17 protein-coding genes are annotated in these 18,275 nt (G+C 71.3%); 8 read left to right on the plus strand and 9 right to left on the minus strand.

What is annotated here, in order from left to right; all coding sequences use genetic code 11:
• Window positions 1-13 precede the first annotated feature (13 nt).
• From AWB92_RS18360 to AWB92_RS18370, 3 genes are all read right to left on the minus strand, one after another.
• Window positions 14-1,612: a PPE family protein gene (locus AWB92_RS18360; protein ID WP_085188184.1), complete on the minus strand. Its 1,599-nt coding sequence runs from the start codon at window positions 1,610-1,612 to the stop codon at window positions 14-16.
• A gap of 115 nt (window positions 1,613-1,727) precedes the next feature.
• Window positions 1,728-2,459, minus strand: coding sequence for a TIGR03089 family protein (locus AWB92_RS18365; RefSeq protein ID WP_206601301.1), 732 nt, complete (start codon window positions 2,457-2,459; stop codon window positions 1,728-1,730).
• Window positions 2,447-3,919 (minus strand): LCP family protein, encoded by a 1,473-nt coding sequence (locus tag AWB92_RS18370; RefSeq protein WP_085188186.1) that lies wholly within the window; start codon window positions 3,917-3,919, stop codon window positions 2,447-2,449. The genes AWB92_RS18365 and AWB92_RS18370 overlap by 13 nt, the downstream gene beginning before the upstream one ends.
• 77 nt (window positions 3,920-3,996) lie before the next feature.
• Between AWB92_RS18370 and rfbD the strand changes: the two genes are divergently transcribed.
• The 3 genes from rfbD to AWB92_RS18385 are packed head-to-tail and all read left to right on the plus strand — an operon-like array spanning window position 3,997 to window position 6,857.
• Window positions 3,997-4,890, plus strand: a complete 894-nt coding sequence (rfbD, locus tag AWB92_RS18375) for a dTDP-4-dehydrorhamnose reductase (protein ID WP_085188188.1) — start codon at window positions 3,997-3,999, stop codon at window positions 4,888-4,890.
• Window positions 4,883-5,776, plus strand: a complete 894-nt coding sequence (locus AWB92_RS18380) for a glycosyltransferase family 2 protein (protein ID WP_085188190.1) — start codon at window positions 4,883-4,885, stop codon at window positions 5,774-5,776. Before rfbD ends, AWB92_RS18380 begins: the two co-directional genes overlap by 8 nt.
• 1 nt (window position 5,777) lies before the next feature.
• Window positions 5,778-6,857 (plus strand): NDP-sugar synthase, encoded by a 1,080-nt coding sequence (locus AWB92_RS18385; RefSeq protein WP_085188192.1) that lies wholly within the window; start codon window positions 5,778-5,780, stop codon window positions 6,855-6,857.
• 56 nt (window positions 6,858-6,913) lie between these two features.
• Here AWB92_RS18385 and AWB92_RS18390 read toward each other — a convergent pair whose 3' ends face one another.
• Genes AWB92_RS18390 through cofD form a run of 4 tightly spaced genes read right to left on the minus strand, consistent with a single transcriptional unit; the run spans window position 6,914 to window position 11,379 of the window.
• Window positions 6,914-7,447, minus strand: coding sequence for an NUDIX domain-containing protein (locus AWB92_RS18390; RefSeq protein WP_085188325.1), 534 nt, complete (start codon window positions 7,445-7,447; stop codon window positions 6,914-6,916).
• Window positions 7,444-9,015 carry a class I SAM-dependent methyltransferase gene (locus tag AWB92_RS18395; protein WP_085188194.1) on the minus strand — a complete coding sequence of 524 codons (1,572 nt, stop codon included), beginning with the start codon at window positions 9,013-9,015 and terminating at the stop codon, window positions 7,444-7,446. Before AWB92_RS18395 ends, AWB92_RS18390 begins: the two co-directional genes overlap by 4 nt.
• 10 nt (window positions 9,016-9,025) lie before the next feature.
• Window positions 9,026-10,390, minus strand: coding sequence for a coenzyme F420-0:L-glutamate ligase (locus AWB92_RS18400; protein ID WP_085188196.1), 1,365 nt, complete (start codon window positions 10,388-10,390; stop codon window positions 9,026-9,028).
• A complete protein-coding gene (cofD, locus tag AWB92_RS18405; RefSeq protein ID WP_085188198.1) occupies window positions 10,387-11,379 on the minus strand; it encodes a 2-phospho-L-lactate transferase in 993 nt (330 codons plus the stop codon). The genes AWB92_RS18400 and cofD overlap by 4 nt, the downstream gene beginning before the upstream one ends.
• Window positions 11,380-11,699: 320 nt before the next feature.
• On the opposite strand from cofD, the gene AWB92_RS18415 reads away from it, so the two are divergent.
• Complete coding sequence (locus AWB92_RS18415; protein ID WP_068100556.1) at window positions 11,700-12,038, plus strand: WhiB family transcriptional regulator; 339 nt, start codon at window positions 11,700-11,702, stop codon at window positions 12,036-12,038.
• Between the two features lie 13 nt (window positions 12,039-12,051).
• Here the strand turns inward: AWB92_RS18415 and AWB92_RS18420 are convergent, their stop codons facing one another.
• The gene (locus AWB92_RS18420; RefSeq protein WP_068100554.1) at window positions 12,052-12,474 is read right to left on the minus strand and encodes a metallopeptidase family protein; all 423 of its coding nucleotides are present in this window, start codon (window positions 12,472-12,474) and stop codon (window positions 12,052-12,054) included.
• A 174-nt stretch (window positions 12,475-12,648) separates the two neighbouring features.
• Here AWB92_RS18420 and AWB92_RS18425 point away from each other — a divergent pair, with 174 nt between their 5' ends.
• From AWB92_RS18425 to manA, 4 genes are all read left to right on the plus strand, one after another.
• The gene (locus tag AWB92_RS18425) at window positions 12,649-13,098 is read left to right on the plus strand and encodes a DUF3499 domain-containing protein (protein WP_193791409.1); all 450 of its coding nucleotides are present in this window, start codon (window positions 12,649-12,651) and stop codon (window positions 13,096-13,098) included.
• 103 nt (window positions 13,099-13,201) lie between these two features.
• The gene (locus AWB92_RS18430; protein WP_085188203.1) at window positions 13,202-14,587 is read left to right on the plus strand and encodes a phosphomannomutase/phosphoglucomutase; all 1,386 of its coding nucleotides are present in this window, start codon (window positions 13,202-13,204) and stop codon (window positions 14,585-14,587) included.
• A complete protein-coding gene (locus AWB92_RS18435) occupies window positions 14,584-15,690 on the plus strand; it encodes a TobH protein (RefSeq protein WP_085188205.1) in 1,107 nt (368 codons plus the stop codon). The genes AWB92_RS18430 and AWB92_RS18435 overlap by 4 nt, the downstream gene beginning before the upstream one ends.
• Before the next feature lie 8 nt (window positions 15,691-15,698).
• Window positions 15,699-16,925 carry a mannose-6-phosphate isomerase, class I gene (manA, locus tag AWB92_RS18440; protein ID WP_085188207.1) on the plus strand — a complete coding sequence of 409 codons (1,227 nt, stop codon included), beginning with the start codon at window positions 15,699-15,701 and terminating at the stop codon, window positions 16,923-16,925.
• Here the strand turns inward: manA and AWB92_RS18445 are convergent.
• Complete coding sequence (locus tag AWB92_RS18445; protein ID WP_142282166.1) at window positions 16,903-18,267, minus strand: oxidoreductase; 1,365 nt, start codon at window positions 18,265-18,267, stop codon at window positions 16,903-16,905. The two genes, manA and AWB92_RS18445, sit on opposite strands and share 23 nt — an antisense overlap.
• Window positions 18,268-18,275 lie beyond the last annotated feature (8 nt).

Raw genomic sequence — 18,275 nt, forward strand, 5'->3', positions numbered from 1 at the left:
GAATCGTGCGGCGTCATCCGGGTGCTTCGGGATTCCAGGTGTTGGGCAGCATCGGCATCGTCGGGCCGCCGCCGAACTCGTCGCCGAAAAGCGCCGTCAGCCCGGTCGGGTCGGCGGTGCCTTTCGACACCGTCCCGGCGAACCCGAGGGCCCCCGCCCCCCGATCCGAGGCAGCCGGCACCGCCGCCCAGTCCGGGTCGACCTCGACGTCCATGTCCATGAACTCGTCGTCGTGCCCGCGCTGCTTCGCGCGCTGGCGTCGCCGCGCCCGCGCCCGCGCGGCCGCCGCGCTTGCCGCCGCGGCGCTATCCGGTTGTGGCGCCGTCCTCTTGGCGCTGGAGCTGGCACCGGTGCGACGCCCCGAACCGACGTCGATCCCGGGAGGCGCCACCGCGTAAGGCGGCGCGAAACTCGCCGCCGGCGCGGCCGGCGGCGACGGCGGCGCACTGGTGACGGCACTCGCCGCGGGTGCGGGCGCGGGGCCGGTGCCGGCGGCGATGGCCGAGCCGAGCGCGGTCGGCGCCGCCCCGGCGACCGGCAACAAATCGGGCGCGTGCGCCACCGGTGCCAACGCCGGCGCGATGGCCGGCGCGGGCAGACCGGCCACGTCGGTCGCCTGGGCCAGCCCGGCCAAGCCGCCGAGGGCTCCGACGGGGGCGACCGCCAGGGTGGCGGGCGCGATGAACGGGGAAACCGCGCTGTAGCCGATGGAAGCGAAATCGTCGGGGCTGAGGAACAGCAGGAACGGGTTACTCAGATACAGCACCGGATCCGAAACGAACTTGTTGACGATGTTCTCGACGTACCCCACCGGGTTCGCCAGGAATTCAAAAACGTGGTCGCCGCCAAACCCGAAATAGAGGTCCGACAGCAGGGGGAACTGTCCCACGAAGGACTCGACGGTCTGCTGGGTGTAGCCGACCGGGTCCGCCATGAAGGCCGCGACGCTGAAGTTCTGGATCGCGTTCAGCAACGCCGATTGCAGGTCGAACAGGTTCAGCGTGGACGCGTCCTGGCCGAGTTGCTCGACGGTATTGATAGCGCTAACCACGGAGTTGACCCACGTCGACACCGGGTTCACGATCACCGGCGCGGCGGTGGTTTGTGGCGATGATGCGACCGCCGCGCTGGACGTCGCTTGATAGACGCTCATCGTTGTGGCGGCCTGGATCCACATTCGCACGTAGTCGGCTTCGTTGAGCGCGATCGGAATGGTGTTGAGCCCGAAGAAATTGGTGGCCACCAACACCCCGTGGACGATGTGGTTGGCGGCGAGCTCGGCCAGCGTCGGCATGGCCGCCAGCGCGGCCGTGTAGGCGGCGGCCGCGGCCTCGTGCTGGGCCGACGTCGCGGCGCTGTCGGCGCTGGCCTGCATCAACCACGCCAGATACGGCGCGTGGGCGGCCTCGAACGACTCCGCGCTCGGCCCGTCCCAGAGCCCGGCCCGCACATCGGCCAGCACCGCGGTGAGTTCCGCTGCTGCAGAAGCGTATTCGGCGCTCAAGGCGTTCCACGACGCCGCGGCCGCCAGCAGCGACGCCGGACCGGGGCCGGTGCTGAGTGCGGCCGAATGCACCTCCGGCGGTGCGGCGATCCAAATGGGCGCCGTCATGGGCCGCGCGCCTCGCCGGAGCCGATACGAGCCGTACGCATGCCGATGCCCCCGTCAGCCAAGCCGTTGCCCCCACCCGAGCTGAGTTAACCTCGTAAACTTAGCCCAGGGTAAGCTAACTTGTCGATAGGACCCTGGTGACCTTTTCGGCCGCGATCCGGCGCGGCAGCGCCGCGGGGTCGGGGTTGGTGACCTGCACCAGCGATGCGCCGACCGCCAGGATCGACAACAGCCCGTCGACCAGTTCGTCGGGACCGGACCAGAACGCAGTGGACAGGACGCGGTCGCCGGACGTCAATCCCCTTGCGGCGGCCGATCTTTCGCAATCGGCCAGGACCTCTTCGACCGATCGGCCGGCCAGCGCCGGGCCGGGGTGGCGCTCGGGGACGATCTGGTCGCCGTGCACGCGGACGGCGGTGGCGTAGTCGGTGACCCCGATCGGCAGGTCCTGTGCGGGGCGGCCGAACGGGTCCAGCGAGAGCACCGCGACCTCACCGCCGGTCACCGAAGCGTCCGCCTCGTCCAGCCGCTCGGCGGTGCACAGCGCCACATCCGCGGCGGCGCCCGATTCGAGCACGGCCTCGCCGCCGATCCACCACACCCCGAACAGCACCGCCGCCGTCTGCCAGTGCGCCGGCAGCAGGATCGCGACCCGGCTGGCCGGTCCGGCGCCCAGCTCGTCGCGCAACAGGTTGCCGGTCTTGGCCGCCCAGTTGGCCAGCGTCACACCGGACAATTCGATGCGCTCGCCGGTCGCATCGTCGTAGTAGGTGATCCGCGGGCCGACCGGGTCGGCCCGCAGCATCGGATCCAGGATCGCGCCGGAGAGCGTGCTCAGTTGATGCACTCGGGCTTGTCGGAGCCGGCGGTCAGGATCGGCGACGGCGGGGGCGTGTTGGGGCCGGTGGCGCCCGCGTTGGACGCCCGCGCGGGCAGCACCTGGGTGCTCGGGCCACCGGAGAGGCCGGAGCCCGGGCCGGTGTAGTCGTTGGCGAGCACCACCTTGACGGACCCGGCCGGCAGCGCCGGGTCGGCGACGACGGGCAACCCGCCCAGCTCCTTGCCGACCTGCTGCGCGCCCAGGTCGTCGGTCTTGGCGGCGCGCACCTGGCTGCCCTTCACGTGGCCGCCGTCGTTGTTGCCGACGGTTCCGGCGCCGAATCCTTTGGCGCTCAACACATCCGACACCGCCGCGGCCAGCCCGTTGATGTCGGTGTCGTTGACCACGTCGACGGTGGTCTTGGCCGGCGTGTAGGCCAGTTCCTCGGTCTTGCCCTGCGCCTGGTCTTGCAGCAGGCTGCCCACCCACTCGGCCACCTGGTGCGGGTCCACCCGGACCACGCTCTGCATCCCGTCGTCGCTCCAGCCGGCCCCGTCGAGCACCGGGATGGTTGCGAACGCGACCTTACCGCCGGCCAGCTTTTGCAGCTGCTGCAGAAAATCCATCACGTCCCATCCCGAGGAGATCACCATCGAGCGCTGGACGGCCGCCTCTAACCGGCCCAGCGTGGAAGGACTGGACAGCGTCTTGCCTGAGATGACCCGGTGGGCCAACGAGGCCATCACCGCTTGCTGGCGCACCACCCGGTCCAGGTCGCCGCGCGGCAGGTCGTGGCGCTGGCGGACGAAGCTGAGCGCCTGCGGGCCGTCGAGCTTCTGCCGGCCGGCCGGGAAGTCGGCGCCCGAAAGCGGTTCGTACACCGGCTCTTTGAGGCAGACCTCGACGCCGCCGAGCGCGTCGGTGATCAGCGCGAAGCCCAGCAACCCGATCTCGGCGTAGTGGTCGACGGTGACCCCGGTCAGGTCGGCGACCGTCTTGATGAGGGCCTCGCGGCCGGCCTCGGTGCCAGCCGCCTCGGCCTCGGCGGCCGACGCGCCGGCCTTGACCAGGCTGGCCCGCTTCGCCTCCCGGGTCTGGCCGTAGACGCCGTTGATCTTCGTCTTGCCCAGCCCCGGGGCCGCGACGTAAGAGTCCCGCGGGATCGAGATCGCGGTCGCCGACTTTCCGTTGTTCGGTATCCGGACCAGGATGATCGTGTCGGTGTTGGTGGCCTCTTCGTCGCCGGCCCGCAGCGTCGCGAGCTCCTCGGCCGACAGCGGGTTGCCGTGCGCGTCCGTGCGGCTGTCCAGGCCGACGAGCAGGATGTCGATGGCGCCGTCGTCGCCGCCCTTGCCCAGCGACGGGGCGGACATGTGGAAGATGCCGTCCTCGAAGGACCGGACGTTGCTCCAGGCGATTCCGGTGCCGAAAACGACCGCGACGGCCAGCACAGTGGCAACCACACGAACCACACGTTGCACAGGCATCACAACAGATTACTTGTGACACAGCCGTTTCGCGGGTAGCTGAAAGCGGCGTGCCCGGGCCATGCCAGACTCGACGCATGTCGGAAAGGCTTGTGATCAGCGGCGGGGGCGGGCAATTGGGCACTTCTCTGACGGCGCTGGCCGCCGACAGGGGCCGCGACGTGCTGGCGTTCACGTCGTCGCAATGGGACATCACCGACCCCGCCGCGGCGGAACGGATCATCCGGGCCGGCGACGTGGTGGTCAACTGCGCCGCGTACACCAACGTCGACGGCGCGGAGAGCGACGAGGCCGCGGCCTACGCCGTCAACGCGACCGGCCCGGGCCACCTGGCGCGGGCTTGCGCGAAGGTCGGCGCCCGGCTGATCCACGTCTCCACCGACTACATGTTCACCGGCCCTCCCCCGGAAACCGGGCCGCACCCGTATGAGCCCAGCGACAAGACCGACGCGCGCGGCGTGTACGCGCGCAGCAAGCTGGCCGGCGAGGAGGAGGTCTTGTCCGCGCTGCCGGAGGCGGTCGTGGTCAGGACCGCCTGGCTCTACACCGGCGGAACCGGCAAGGACTTCGTCGCCGTCATGCGCCGCCTGGCCGGCGGGGACGGCCCGGTAAACGTCGTCGACGACCAGGTCGGGTCGCCGACGTACGTCGCCGACCTGGCCGTCGCGCTGCTGCAGGTCGCCGACGAGCGGGTGGCCGGGCCCATCCTGCACGCCGCCAACGAGGGTGCGGTGTCGCGCTTCGAGCAGGCCCGCGCGGTGTTCAGTGAATGCGGCGCCGACCCGGACCGGGTGCGACCCGTCAAGACCGACGACTTCCCGCGCCCGGCGCCGCGCCCGAGCTATTCCGCGCTGGGCAGCCGCGAGTCCGCGGCGGCGGGCCTGACACCGTTAAGGCCCTGGCGCCCTGCGCTTGTCGCGGCGCTGGCCGCGTCAACCGGCGATCGACCGTTACCCTCGACGCGTGACTGACGTCCTGCCGGTCGTGACGGTGACCTACTCACCGGGCCCCCACCTTGAGAGGTTTTTGGCCTCCCTGTCGATCGCCACCGAGCGCCCGGTCAGTGTGCTGCTGGCCGACAACGGCTCCACCGACGGGGCCCCGCAGGAGGCCGTCGAGCGCTACCCGAACGTCCGGCTCATCGACACCGGCGCCAACCTCGGATACGGGACTGCGGTGAATCGCGCGGTCGCGCGGCTGGACGACGACGAGAACGGGGACTGGTTGATCGTGGCCAACCCCGACGTGCAGTGGGGCCCGGGCAGCATCGACGCCCTGCTGGACGCCGCCACCCGCTGGCCGCATGCCGGCGCCCTGGGGCCGCTCATCCGCGACCCCGACGGCTCGGTGTACCCATCGGCGCGGCACCTGCCGAGCCTGATCCGCGGGAGCATGCACGCGGTGGTCGGCCCGTTCTGGAAGCGCAACCCGTGGACGGCGGCCTATCGCCAGGAACGGCTGGAGCCCAGCGAGCGGGCGGTGGGCTGGCTCTCGGGGTCCTGCCTGCTGGTGCGTCGGTCGGCCTTCGACCAGGTCGGCGGGTTCGACGAGCGCTACTTCATGTACATGGAGGACGTCGACCTCGGTGACCGGCTGGGCAAGGCCGGCTGGCTGAACGTCTATGTGCCGACGGCCGAAGTGCTGCACGACAAGGGCCACTCCACCGGCCACGACCCGGGACTCCACCTGGCCGCTCATCACAAAAGCACCTACATGTTCCTTGCCGATCGGCATCCTGGATGGTGGCGGGCGCCACTGCGCTGGACGCTGCGGGTTTCGCTGGTGGTGCGTTCGCGGCTGATGGTGCGCAGTGCGCGGCGCCTGAGTAGACGGAATGTGGTGGAAGGGCGGCGCTGAAATGGGAACATCTCAGGTCGATGCGGTGGTGCTGGTCGGCGGCAAGGGCACCCGGCTGCGCCCGCTGACGCTGTCCGCGCCCAAGCCCATGCTGCCCACCGCCGGGTTGCCGTTTCTGAACCACCTGCTGTCGCGGATCGCCGCGGCCGGCATCGAGCACGTCATCCTGAGCACGTCGTATCAGGCCCAGGTCTTCGAGGCCGAGTTCGGCGACGGCTCCAAACTGGGTCTGCAGCTGGAATACGTCACCGAGGAGCAGCCGCTGGGAACGGGCGGCGGCATCGGCAACGTCGCCGACCACCTGCGCAACGACACCGTCATGGTGTTCAACGGCGACGTGCTGTCCGGCGCCGATCTGGGCCAGCTGCTGGACTTCCACCAGACCAACGAGGCCGACGTCACGCTGCACCTGGTGCGGGTGGGCGATCCGCGGGCGTTCGGCTGCGTGACCACCGACGAGCACAACCGCGTCGTCGCCTTCCTCGAAAAGACGCAGGACCCGCCGACCGACCAGATCAACGCCGGAACGTATGTCTTCAAGCGCGCCATCATCGACCGGATCCCGCGCGGCCGCCAGGTTTCGGTCGAACGCGAGGTGTTCCCGGCGCTGCTGTCCGACGCGGGAGTCAAGGTGTGCGGCTACGTCGACGCCACTTATTGGCGGGACATGGGCACCCCGGAGGACTTCGTGCGCGGCTCGGCCGACCTGGTCCGCGGGATCGCGCCGTCGCCGGCCCTGCGCGGCCACCGCGGCGAGCAGCTGGTGCATGACGGCGCGGCAGTGTCCCCCGGTGCGGTGCTGATCGGCGGCACGGTCGTCGGGCGCGGCGCCGAGATCGGCCCCGGTGTCCGGCTGGACGGCGCGGTGATCTTCGATGGGGTCAAGGTGGAGGCGGGCAGCGTGATCGAGCGCTCGATCCTGGGCTTCGGCGTCCGCATCGGCCCGCGTGCGCTGATCCGCGACGGGGTGATCGGCGACGGCGCCGACATCGGCGCCCGCTGCGAGTTGCTGCGCGGCGCGCGGGTGTGGCCCGGCGTCGCTATTCCCGACGGCGGGATCCGCTACTCGTCCGACGTCTGAGGGCGCTGTTTGCGCCGAGCGTCACGCCAGCGTGGCGCTCGACGCCGGCGGCCACGCTAGCGCGACGCTCGCGAGACCAAATACGCGAGCGCGTGATCGGTGCCGTCCGGCAGCGCGTCGGCGGGCCACCACCGCAAATCGTCCGACTCGTCGCTGATCGCGATCTGCGCGGCGGCCGGCGCGTGCGCGACGAATTGCAGGTCGAGGTGGCGGGTCGGCACGCCCAGCGAGCAGGTGACCGGGTGCACGTGCACGGCGGCCAGCTCGGGCTCGATGCGCAGGCCGTCGATCCCGGATTCCTCCGTGGCCTCGCGCAGCGCGGCGGCGACGACGTCGGCGTCGTCCTCGTCGCAGTGCCCGCCGAGTTGTACCCAGCGGCCCAACCGCGGGTGCAGGGTCAGCAGCACCTGCGCGCCGGTGTGGTCGAGCACCAGCGCGGACGCGGTGACGTGGCCCGCGGCGCACTCCCGGCGGCAGGCGTCGGGGCGGCCGTGCACGAAGGCCAGCACCGCGTGCCGCAGCGAGTCCTGCGCCGGGTCGGGGGCGCGCCAGTCGCCGAGGATTGAGATCGCCGACTCGCGAAGGCTCAACGGGCCCGCCCGGTTCGGCGATCCCGCAGCGAGGCCCAGGCCGCGCGGCACTGTGTCGCGACGTCGGGGGACAGGCCGAGCCCGTCGATCAGCACCTGGCGGTCGACGACGTCGAGCGCCTTGTCGACCTCGCCCGCCTTCAACAACAGGTCGACGTCGCAGGCGAGGTCGGCTCCGGCATACGCGGGTGGGGGAATGGGCAGCTGCTCGGCTTCCCTCGGTTCCAGCTCCAAGATGCCCCCACCGTAGCTGCGGCCCACGATCTCGGCGAACGCGAACGTCACGCTGTTGTGAAACACCGCGGCCAGCGAGCTCGCGTCGACACCGGGCACCAGCCGGACCCGGTGCACGGTGTCGGTGCTCGTCGCCGCGGCGGCGTTGACGGTCAGCCGTGGCGCCCGGTGAATCTGGCGCAGCAGGAACAGGTCGGGCATCCACAGCGACGGGGTGATCCACCACGGGGTGCGGATCGAGCACTTGTAGCCGCGGTGCACGCCGGCGGCCTCGCCGGCCCGCACGTGCGCGAGCAGCGCGGCGTCGGCCGGCTCGGGCGGCGCGTCGAGCAGCCAGGTCCGGTGTCCGGCGGCGAGATCGGTTGCGCGGCAGTCACTGTCGTATACCAGCCCGGTCAACTGCGCGCTACGCGAGACGAGCGGGACACAGTGCGGCGTCAGCGCCAGTTCGCGGGCCCGCTCGTCGGTGAAGGTGAAGAAGCTGTTGCGGCCCGTCACGATCCCGACGTCCACGTCGGCGAGCGACCCGAGCCGGGTCATGGCCGGCGACGCCTTGAGCGCGCGCAACAACTCGATCGCGGCGGGGTCCAGGAAGTACTTGGTCCACTTCTCGTTCTCGTGCAGCAGCGCGGGCGCCCAGTCGGTGTCGAGGTCGGCGTGCGCCAGCGCGGCGGCGTCGGCCAGGTGGACCGTGCGCATGCGCGCCGGGCCCCGCCCGGCCACGCCGCAGAACAAGACGACCTCCTGCAGGACGCCGTCGAACACCAACCGCTCGAACGTCACCAACGTGATCTCGGAAAACCGGCCGAGCAGAAACTCACGCAGCTGCGCGGCGTAGCCGACCTGCAGCAGCTCTGCGGGCAGCACCAGGCCCACCCGCCCGCCGTCGCGCACCAGGACCGTGGCGGCGACGACGAACGGGACCCAGGCGTTGGTCAGCCGGCTGGGCCGCAGCCCCTGGCGGCGCATCAGCTCCAGCGCCGGGTCGCGCTCGTCGGATGCCCAGTTGCCGAAGCGGATGTAGGGCGGATTGCCGGCGACGCCGTCCCACCCGCCGGCCTCGACGCCGGCCAGCCAGGTGAACAGGCTCTCGGCGTCCACGGGGCCGAATCGCCGGGCCTTGGCCGCCTCGTCGGCGATGAGCTCCACCCCGCGCACCCGACCGCCGAGGCTGGCCAGCTCGCGCAGGATCGCGCCGTCGCCGCAGGACGGTTCGACGATCCGCGGGCCGGCCTCGCGGACCCAGCGGGCCAGAAACCGCGCGACGGGGGCGGGGGTGTAGTAGCCGCCGCGGACCTTGTCGGCCGACGCAGCCGGCTTGCCCGCGAAATGCATGGGCCCAGTATTACTTGCGGAGGAGCAAATCCCCGGGGTCCGGCGCGGCGCGCGGCCCGGGCGGCACCCCGGCGGCGTCGGAGGCGTAGCCGATCGCGATGGCGCCCAACGGCTCCCAGTCGGCCGGGAGCTCCAGCTCGGCGCGGACCAGGTCGGCGGCGAAGATCGTCGAGCCGATCCAGCAGCTGCCCACGCCGCGCACCGCCAGCGCGACCAGCAGCGCCTGCACGGCCGCCCCGACCGCGACCGTGAACATGGTGCGCTCGGCGGCGGTGCGGGCGGCGTCGGGGTAGGCGTGGGCGCCCTCGGGGACCAGGAACGGGATGACGACCTCCGGCGCGTCGTAGAGGATCTGGCCGCGCGCCACCCGCCGCTCGACCGAGTCGGCGGGCCGGCCGTCGCCGGCCAGGTCCGCGCGCCACTTGTCCTTCATCCGGTCCAGCAGCCGGGTGCGGGTGCCCGCGGTGCGCAGCCATACGAACCGGACGGGCCGGGTGTGGTGGGGGGCCGGCGCGGTGAGCGCCTCGGCGACGGCGGCCTCGATCAGCTCGGGCGGCACCGGCTCGGCGCTGAACCGGCGCACCGACCGGCGCAGCAGTTGCGCCTCCCGGCGGCCCTGGTCGAGGGCTTCGGCGGTGCCGAGCCAGAACAGGTCCTCCTCGCCGGGCCGCAGCAGCTGCCGCGCGGTGGAGCCATCGTCGGTCACCGGCAGGCCGCGCACCACGGCCACCGGCATCGCGGTGAGCTTGCCCTTGACCAGATCGGCGGCGGCCGCGACCTCGTCGGCGACGGCGATCTCGGTGACGAGCAGCTCGTTGCCGTGCTGGTCGACGGCCCCCGAATAGCTGTGCAGCACACGAAGACCCGCCGCGCCGATGGCCGCGTCGGTCTGACCGTTGCGCCAGGCGCGGCCCATCGTGTCGGTGATGACCACGGCCACGCGGACGTCGAGCCGCTCGCGCAGGGCGGAGCGCAGCGCTGCGGCGCTGGCGTCGGGGTCGACCGGCAGCAGCGCCAGCTCGTCGTGGTCGACGTTGGAGCCGTCCACCCCGGCGGCCGCCTGGACGAGGCCGAGCCGGTTCTCGGTGATCAGGGTCTGGCCCTTGCGTGCCAGCACGCGCACCGCCTCGTCGTCGACCAGCTTGCGGCGCAGCCGGTCGCGCTCCTCGGCATCCCGCGGGGCGGGCACCAGGCGCCCCTCGCACTTGGACACCACCTTGCTGGTCACCACCACGACGTCGCCGTCGCGCAGCCAGGGGGCGGCCGCGGCGACGGCGGCGGCGAGGTCGTCGCCGGGCCGGAACTCAGGGAGCCCGGTGACGGGAATGATCTCGATCGCCGAGCCGGTGCCGTGCTCGGTCGAAGGGTCGGTCACGCCGTCACGCCCGCGAGCTCCAGCCCCGCGGCGACCATCTCGGCCGTCGCCTTGGGGTCGCGCATGATGAGCGGCACCGCGCGCACCGCCACCCCCTCGATGTCGGCCCCATCGCCCTCGTGGATCAGCCAGCAATCCAGGATCCCGGTGGCGCGTCGTGCCCCGAAATGCCGGCCGACCGCCTCCGCGGTGGACTCGACCCCGATCACCGAGAGACACGCATCGGCCATGCCGCGCAACGGCTTTCCGCCGATGATCGGGGAGTAGCCGACGACCGGGGCCTTGGCCGCGCGCAGCGCCCCGCGAATGCCGGGGACCGCCAGGATGGCGCCGACGCTGACCACCGGGTTGGACGGCGCCAGCAGGATCACGTCGGCTTCGCCGATGGCCGCCACCGCTTCGGCTGTGGCGCTGGCTTTTTCGGCGCCGACGAACGCGAAGCTGTGCGTGGGCACCCGGGCCCGGTAGCGCACCCACCACTCCTGGAAGTGAATGGCGCGGCGGCTGTCGTCGGCGGGATCGGTGATGACCACGTGCGTCTCGCAGCGGTCGTCGCTCGCCGGCAGCAACCGCGCGCCCGGTTGCCAGCGGTCGCACAGCGCGGTGGTGATCTGCGACAGCGGGTAGCCCGCGTTCAGCATCTGGGTGCGCACCAGGTGGGTGCCCAGGTCGCGGTCGCCGAGTCCGAACCAGTCCGGCTGCACGCCGTAGCGCGCCAATTCCTCTTTGGCGTGCCAGGTTTCGTCGCGATGACCCCACCCTCGCTCCGGGTCGACACCTCCACCTAAGGTGTACATGCAGGTGTCCAAATCCGGACAGACGCGCACCCCGTGGATCCACGCATCGTCGCCGATGTTGACGACCGCGGTCAGTTCGTGTTCGTTGGCGGCTTGGCCCTGTTGCGAAAACTGACCCAGCCCGAGCAGCTGTTGAACACCCAGCAGGAACCGGGCGCCGCCAACCCCACCGACCAGAACGGTGACCTTCACTTGACCTTCACAGGGCTCGACAGTACTGCCCGTGTCGGGACTGTGATCGACACGCCGGAACGCGCAAAACAACGGAAACGCCGGAATTTGGTCACGAGATGATATGGAAATTCGCCATTACGCTTGACCAGGCAGGTTAACGAGTGTCTAATCACATCAGTGTCATTTCCCGGTTGGCCGGCCGATTCCGGTGTCGCAGACCGAGATTCGATCACATGTTCGAATTGTCTGTACATCAGAACAGTGGGAACTCACTCACTCTCTCAAATCAAACCTGAGGAGGCGGACGAAGCATGTCTTATGAGCACCTTCGGGGCGTCATGACAAGCACACCGCACAACACCATCGGCTCGTTGCCGGCGGCATCCGTCCGCCCGCATCTGACTGTGGTTCCCGATGCCCCAGTCGCTTTCGAGCCCGAGCCCGAGCCGCTGCCGACGCCGGATCAGTGGCAGGACCGCGCGCTGTGCGCGCAGACCGATCCCGAAGCCTTCTTCCCGGAGAAGGGCGGCTCGACCCGCGAGGCCAAGAAGATCTGCCTCGGCTGCGAGGTGCGCCACGAGTGCCTCGAGTACGCCCTGGCCCATGACGAGCGCTTCGGCATCTGGGGCGGCCTCTCGGAGCGCGAGCGCCGCCGCCTCAAGCGCGGCATCATCTGACGCCCGCGCAACCTCATTCGTCGTCGATCGTGGGGTCGATGACCGAGGGCTCGACGTCCAAGTAGATGGCGACCTGGGCCACGAGGATTTCGTGCAGCAACTCGCCAAGTTCTTCCGTGTCCTTGGCCCGCCTCTCAATCGGCTTGCGGAACAAGACAATTCGTGCCCGCGTGGAGTTGCCTCGGACGTCGACGCCGGCCGGAATCAGGCGGGCGAGCGCGATCGGCCCGTCGGCGATCACCTCGGGCGGCCACTGCACGCTGTCGGGGTCCTTGGCTGCGATGCGCGGGATTTCGTCGACCGCCACGTCGAGCTCGGACACCCGCTCTTGCCAGCGCCGCTCGATCGGTTCGTAGGCCTCCAGCACCGCCATGTCGAACCGCTCGGCCCGACTGCGCCACCCCGGCACCGTCGGCGGCAGCAACGGGCCGCGCATGTCGCGGCCCCGGCGCGTCGCACGGTAGGAAGCCGAACGACGCCGCGACCGATCGCTTTGCGGGGAGCCGCGGGAATCACTCATCGGGCCGATGGTAACGGTTGGGAATCGCGGGTCCGGCGGATGCGCGTGTCCGGCGCTTCCGTGGCGTTTGCGCACGATAGCCTTTCGGTCGTGAACGTTCCCCGTCGCTGTTGCCGGCCCGGGTGTCCGCACTATGCCGTGGCGACCTTGACGTTCGTCTACTCGGACTCGACGGCAGTGGTGGGCCCGTTGGCCACCGCGCGGGAACCGCACTCCTGGGACCTGTGCGTCGGCCATGCCGGCCGGATCACCGCTCCCCGCGGCTGGGAGCTGGTGCGCCATGCCGGACCGCTGCTCGCCGAGCCCGTCCATCCCGACGAGGACGACCTGGTCGCCCTGGCCGACGCGGTGCGTGAGGGCCGCCCGGGCGACGCGGCCGTGCCCTACGGGGCCACGCCGGTCAACGGGTTTGCCGATCCGCACATCCAGCACGCGGGGGCCCATGCCACCGCGCCGAGCAGCGGGCTGCTCGCGCCTCCCGAGCATCGTTCCGGTCGGCGCCGCGGGCATCTGCGGGTGTTGCCCGACCCCTCAGACTAGGCCGGGACTAGGCCGGTCCACCCAGGTCTAACGCGCCACAGCTTTTCCTCGGGCCGATAGGCTGGCGCCAAGAGTCCACAGTCAGGAGCGTCAGGAGTTTCGCATGCCCCGGTCCGCTGCGACCGTTCACCGGGTCGTCAAGGCGTACGACGTGCGCGGGCTGGTCGGCGAGGAGCTCGACGAGTCGCTCGTCACCGACCTGGGCGCGGCGTTCGCCAGGCTGATGCGCGGCGAGGGTGCCGGGCGGGTGGCGATCGGCCACGACATGCGGGACAGTTCGCCGGCGCTGGCCGCCGCGTTCGCGGACGGGGTGCGCAGCCAGGGACTGGACGTGGTGCGGATCGGCCTGGCGTCCACCGACCAGCTCTATTTCGCCTCGGGGTTGTTGGACTGCCCCGGCGCGATGTTCACCGCGAGCCACAACCCGGCGGCCTATAACGGCGTCAAGCTGTGCCGCGCCGGCGCCAAACCGGTGGGCGCCGACACCGGGCTGGGCGTCATCACCGAGGACCTGATCGCCGGGGTCGCGGCGTACGACGGGCCGCCCGGAACGGTCACCGATCAGGACGTGCTCGCGGACTACGGGACGTTCCTGCGTTCGCTGGTGAACACCGCCGGGCTGCGCCCGCTGCGGGTGGCGGTGGACGCCGGCAACGGCATGGCCGGCCACACCGCCCCGGCGGTCCTCGGACCGATCGACTCGATCACCGTGTTGCCGTTGTACTTCGAACTCGACGGCTCGTTCCCCAATCACGAGGCCAACCCGCTGGACCCGGCCAACCTGGTGGACCTGCAGAAGTTCGTCCGCGACAGCGGGGCCGATATCGGGCTGGCCTTCGACGGCGACGCCGACCGCTGCTTCGTGGTCGACGAGGGCGGCCACGTGGTCTCGCCGTCGACGGTGACGAGTTTGGTGGCCGCGCGCGAGCTGGGCCGCGAGATCGGCGCCACGATCATCCACAACGTGATCACCTCGCGGGCGGTGCCCGAGCTGGTCACCGAGCGCGGCGGCACTCCGCTGCGCTCGCGGGTCGGCCACTCCTATATCAAGGGGCTGATGGCCGACACCGGCGCGATCTTCGGGGGTGAGCATTCCGCGCACTACTACTTCCGCGACTTCTGGGGCGCGGACTCGGGGATGCTGGCGGCGCTCTACGTGCTGGCCGCCCTCGGCGAACAGGACCGGCCGCTCTCGGAACTGACCGCCGACTACCAGCGCTACGAATCGTCCGGCGAGATCAACTTCAAGGTCGCCGACGCGTCGTATTGTGTGGACGCGGTGCTGAAGTCGTTCGGCACCCGGATTCAGTCCATCGATCATCTGGACGGGGTGACGGTCGACTTGGGCGACGGCAGCTGGTTCAACCTGCGCAGCTCCAACACCGAGCCGCTGTTGCGGCTCAACGTGGAGGGCCGCACTGTCGACGACGTCGACGCGCTGGTCGCCGCGATCAGCACCCAGATCGCGGCCCAAGAGGCCGCCCCGTGAGCACCACCCGGGCGATCGACCTGGAAGACACCGACGGCCTGCTGGAAGCCGACCGGCAGGGTCTGCTGCGGGCGGCGTCGTCGGCCGGCGCGCAGGTGCGCGCGATCGGCGCCGCGGCCGACGAGGGCGCGCTGGACGCGCTGCGGACCGACGACCGCGCGCGCAGCGTGATCTGGGTGGCGAGCCGCGGGACCGCCGAGACGGCCGGGGCGCTGCTCGCCGCGACGCTGGGCGGGGCGGCCTCCCAGCCGATCACGGTCGTCGGCGAGGCGCCGCCGTGGGTCGGCCCGCTGGACGTGCTGATCGTCGCCGGCGACGACCCCGGCGATCCCGCGCTGGTGAGCGCCGCCGCGACCGGGGTGCGCCGGGGCTCGCGCGTCGTCGTCGCGGCGCCGTACGAGGGTCCGCTGCGCGACTCGACGGCGGGGCGGGCCGCGGTCCTCGAACCGCGGGTCCGGGTACCCGCCGAGTTCGGCCTGTGCCGATACCTGGCCGCCGGACTGGCCGTGCTGCAAGCCGTCGACCCGCGACCCGGTGTCGAGCTGGGGCCGCTGGCCGACGAGTTGGACGCCGAGGCGCTGCGCAACAGCGCCGGCCGCGAGCTGTTCACCAACCCGGCCAAGCACATCGCCGAGCGGCTGGTCGGTCGCCGGGCGGTGCTGGCCGGCGACTGCGCCGCGACGCTGGCGCTGGCCCGGCACGGCAGTTCGGTGCTGCTGCGGCTCGCCCACGAGGTCGTCGCCGCCACCGGGCTGGCTGACGCGGTGGTGGCGTTGCGGACGGCGACCGATGGCCCCGGGGGCGCCGCGTCCTCGGTCGAGGACCTGTTTCACGATGAGGAGATCGACGGGCCCCGGCCCGACCGGCTTCGGGTGCTGGCCCTGACGCTGCGCGACGAGCAGACGGTGGTGGCCGCGCGGACCGCGGGCCTGGAAAACGTGTACTTGCTGGCCGCCGAGGACGTGCCGGACGGGCCGGGTGGCTCGGCCGGCTCCACGGTTGCGCCGGCGTTGGGGGGCGCCGTCAGCGCCGAGCAGCAACTGGCAGTATTGGCCGTTCGGCTGGAGATGGCCGCGGTTTACATGCGACTGGTGCGGGGATAAATAGACAAGTGGAACTGCTTCGCGGGGCCTTGAGGACGTACGCCTGGGGATCGCGCACCGCCCTGGCGGAATTCACCGGGCGGGCGGTTCCGGCGGCTCATCCGGAGGCCGAGCTGTGGTTCGGGGCCCATCCCGGCGACCCGGCCTGGCTGGAGACCGACAAGGGCGAGGTGTCGTTGCTGGAGGCCGTCGTCGCCGACCCGGAGGGACAGCTCGGCCCGGGGTCGCGCGCCCGGTTCGGGGACGTGTTGCCGTTCCTGGTGAAGGTGCTCGCCGCCGACGAGCCGCTGTCGCTGCAGGCGCACCCGAGCACGGAGCAGGCGGTCGAGGGGTACCTGCGCGAGGAGCGCCTGGGCATCCCGGTCAACTCGCCGGTCCGCAACTACCGCGACACTTCCCACAAACCGGAGCTGTTGGTGGCGCTGCAGTCGTTCGAGGCGCTGGCAGGGTTTCGCCAGGCGTCGCGGACCGTCGAGCTGCTCCGCGCGCTGAACGTCTCCGACCTCGACCCGTACATCGACCTGCTGAACGACCAGTCCGACGCCGACGGCCTGCGCGCGCTGTTCACCACCTGGATCACCGCTCCGCAGCCCGACATCGACGTGCTGGTGCCCGCCGTGCTGGACGGCGCGATCCAGTACGTCAGTTCCGGGGCAACGGAATTCGCGGCCGAGGCCAAGACGGTGCTGGAACTGGGCGAACGCTATCCCGGTGACGCCGGTGTGCTGGCGGCGTTGTTGCTCAACCGGATCACCCTGGCCCCGGGGGAGGCCATCTTCGTGTCGGCCGGCAACCTGCACACCTATCTGCGCGGCTTCGCCGTCGAGGTGATGGCCAACTCCGACAACGTGTTACGCGGCGGGCTCACCCCCAAGCACGTCGACGTGCCCGAGCTGCTGCGGGTGCTGGACTTCACGCCCACCACCGAGGCGCAGCTGCGCCCGCCCATCCGCCGCGAGGGGTTCGGCCAGATCTACCAGACGCCGACCGACGAGTTCGCCGTCGCGCTGCTGGGACTCGACGGCGAGTACCTCGGCCACGAGGTCGACGCGGGCTGCGCGCACGAGGGCCCGCAGATCCTGCTGAGCACCCAGGGCTGCACGACGGTGCACGCGAAGTCCGGATCGCTCACGCTGGAGCGCGGAATGGCGGCCTGGGTGGCAGCCGACGACGGACCGATCCGCCTCGTCGCGCGCGAGCCCTCCAAACTGTTCAGGGCGACCGTAGGGCTGTGAGCGGGCGCTGCCGGGCTTCCCGGCGCTCGCGCAGCCACAGCCGCATGTTGTGCGCCATGGCGCGGCCCACGATCCGCGGGGGCGGGACCATGTACAGGCTGTCCAGCAGCGAGAACCGGCGCAAAAACCATTCGGCCAGAACGGGATCCGTCTCGGCCGCCCCGAGGAACTGGTCGAACAGCGCGCCGGACGGCCGCCACCACCAGGGCACCCGCCCTTTGGGCCGGGCGTGGTGGAAGGTGATGTCGCCGATCGCGTTCATCATCCATACCGGGTAGGTCGTCCGGGCGGTGGCCCGATTCAGTTCGCGGGCAAGGTCATTCGATTGCAGTGCCCGGCGCAGATGACCGGCCTGCAGCACCGTCATCGTCATGCCCTGCCCGAAGGTCGGGTTGAAGCTCGCGACGGCGTCACCGAGCGGGACGATGCCGTCCGGGAAGCGGTCCAGCCTGTGGTAGCGGCGCCACCGGCTGGCCGGAAACGCGTGATACGCCGGCTCGCCGACGGGTTCGGCCTGCGCCAGAGCGGAATTGAAGTGCGCGGGCAGCAGCTTGCCGGCCAGCGCCAGCATCTCCGGGAACGTCGCGGGCGGCTTGGCGCCCGCCACCCCGAACGTGGTCAGCACCCAAACCCGGTCCTCATAGTGCAGCATGCCCAGACCCAGCGACTCGTCGTGGGACGCCCCGGCCACCACCACCTTCTCGGCGATCAGGCCCTCCGGCATCCGGAACTGCTGGGTGGCGTAGTTGATGCCGATGTCGATGGTGGCCTCGACCGGGCGCTCGAATCCCCACTGCTCCAACCACACCGGCAGGCGGGTGCCCCGGCCGGCGGCGTCGACGACGAGATCGGCCGGCACGAACTCCGGCTCCGCGTCCCCCTGTGGGTCGAGCAGCACGCCGGTCACGCGCTGGTGCGCGCGGTCGAACCGCGGCTCGGCCACCGAGCGGCGGATGATCTCGACGTTCTCGATGTCCTGGACGCGCCGGCGCACCTGCCACTCCAGGTGTGGGCGGCTGGGCACGTAGGCGGTGAACTCGTCGCGCAGCGTGTGCCCCGTTCCCAGGACGTGGCCCGCGGCGCCCAGGTGAATGCAATCCGGCCGGTTCTCCAGGATGGGCACGCCCGCGTCGACCATGTCGTCGAGCAGGCCGGGGAACAGGTCCTCGAACTCCGCCGCGCCGCGCGCCATCAGCATGTGCAGGTGCCGGTCCTGGGGGACCGTCGCGCGGTTCGCCGGCGCGCTCGGCAACTCGTCGCGCTCGTACACGCTTACCCGCGCGTAGAAGTCCGACAGCACCCGCGCGGCGCACAGCCCGGCGATGCTCCCCCCGATGACCACGGCATGGT

Source organism: Mycobacterium sp. IEC1808 (assembly GCF_002101935.1).
GTDB lineage: Bacteria > Actinomycetota > Actinomycetes > Mycobacteriales > Mycobacteriaceae > Mycobacterium.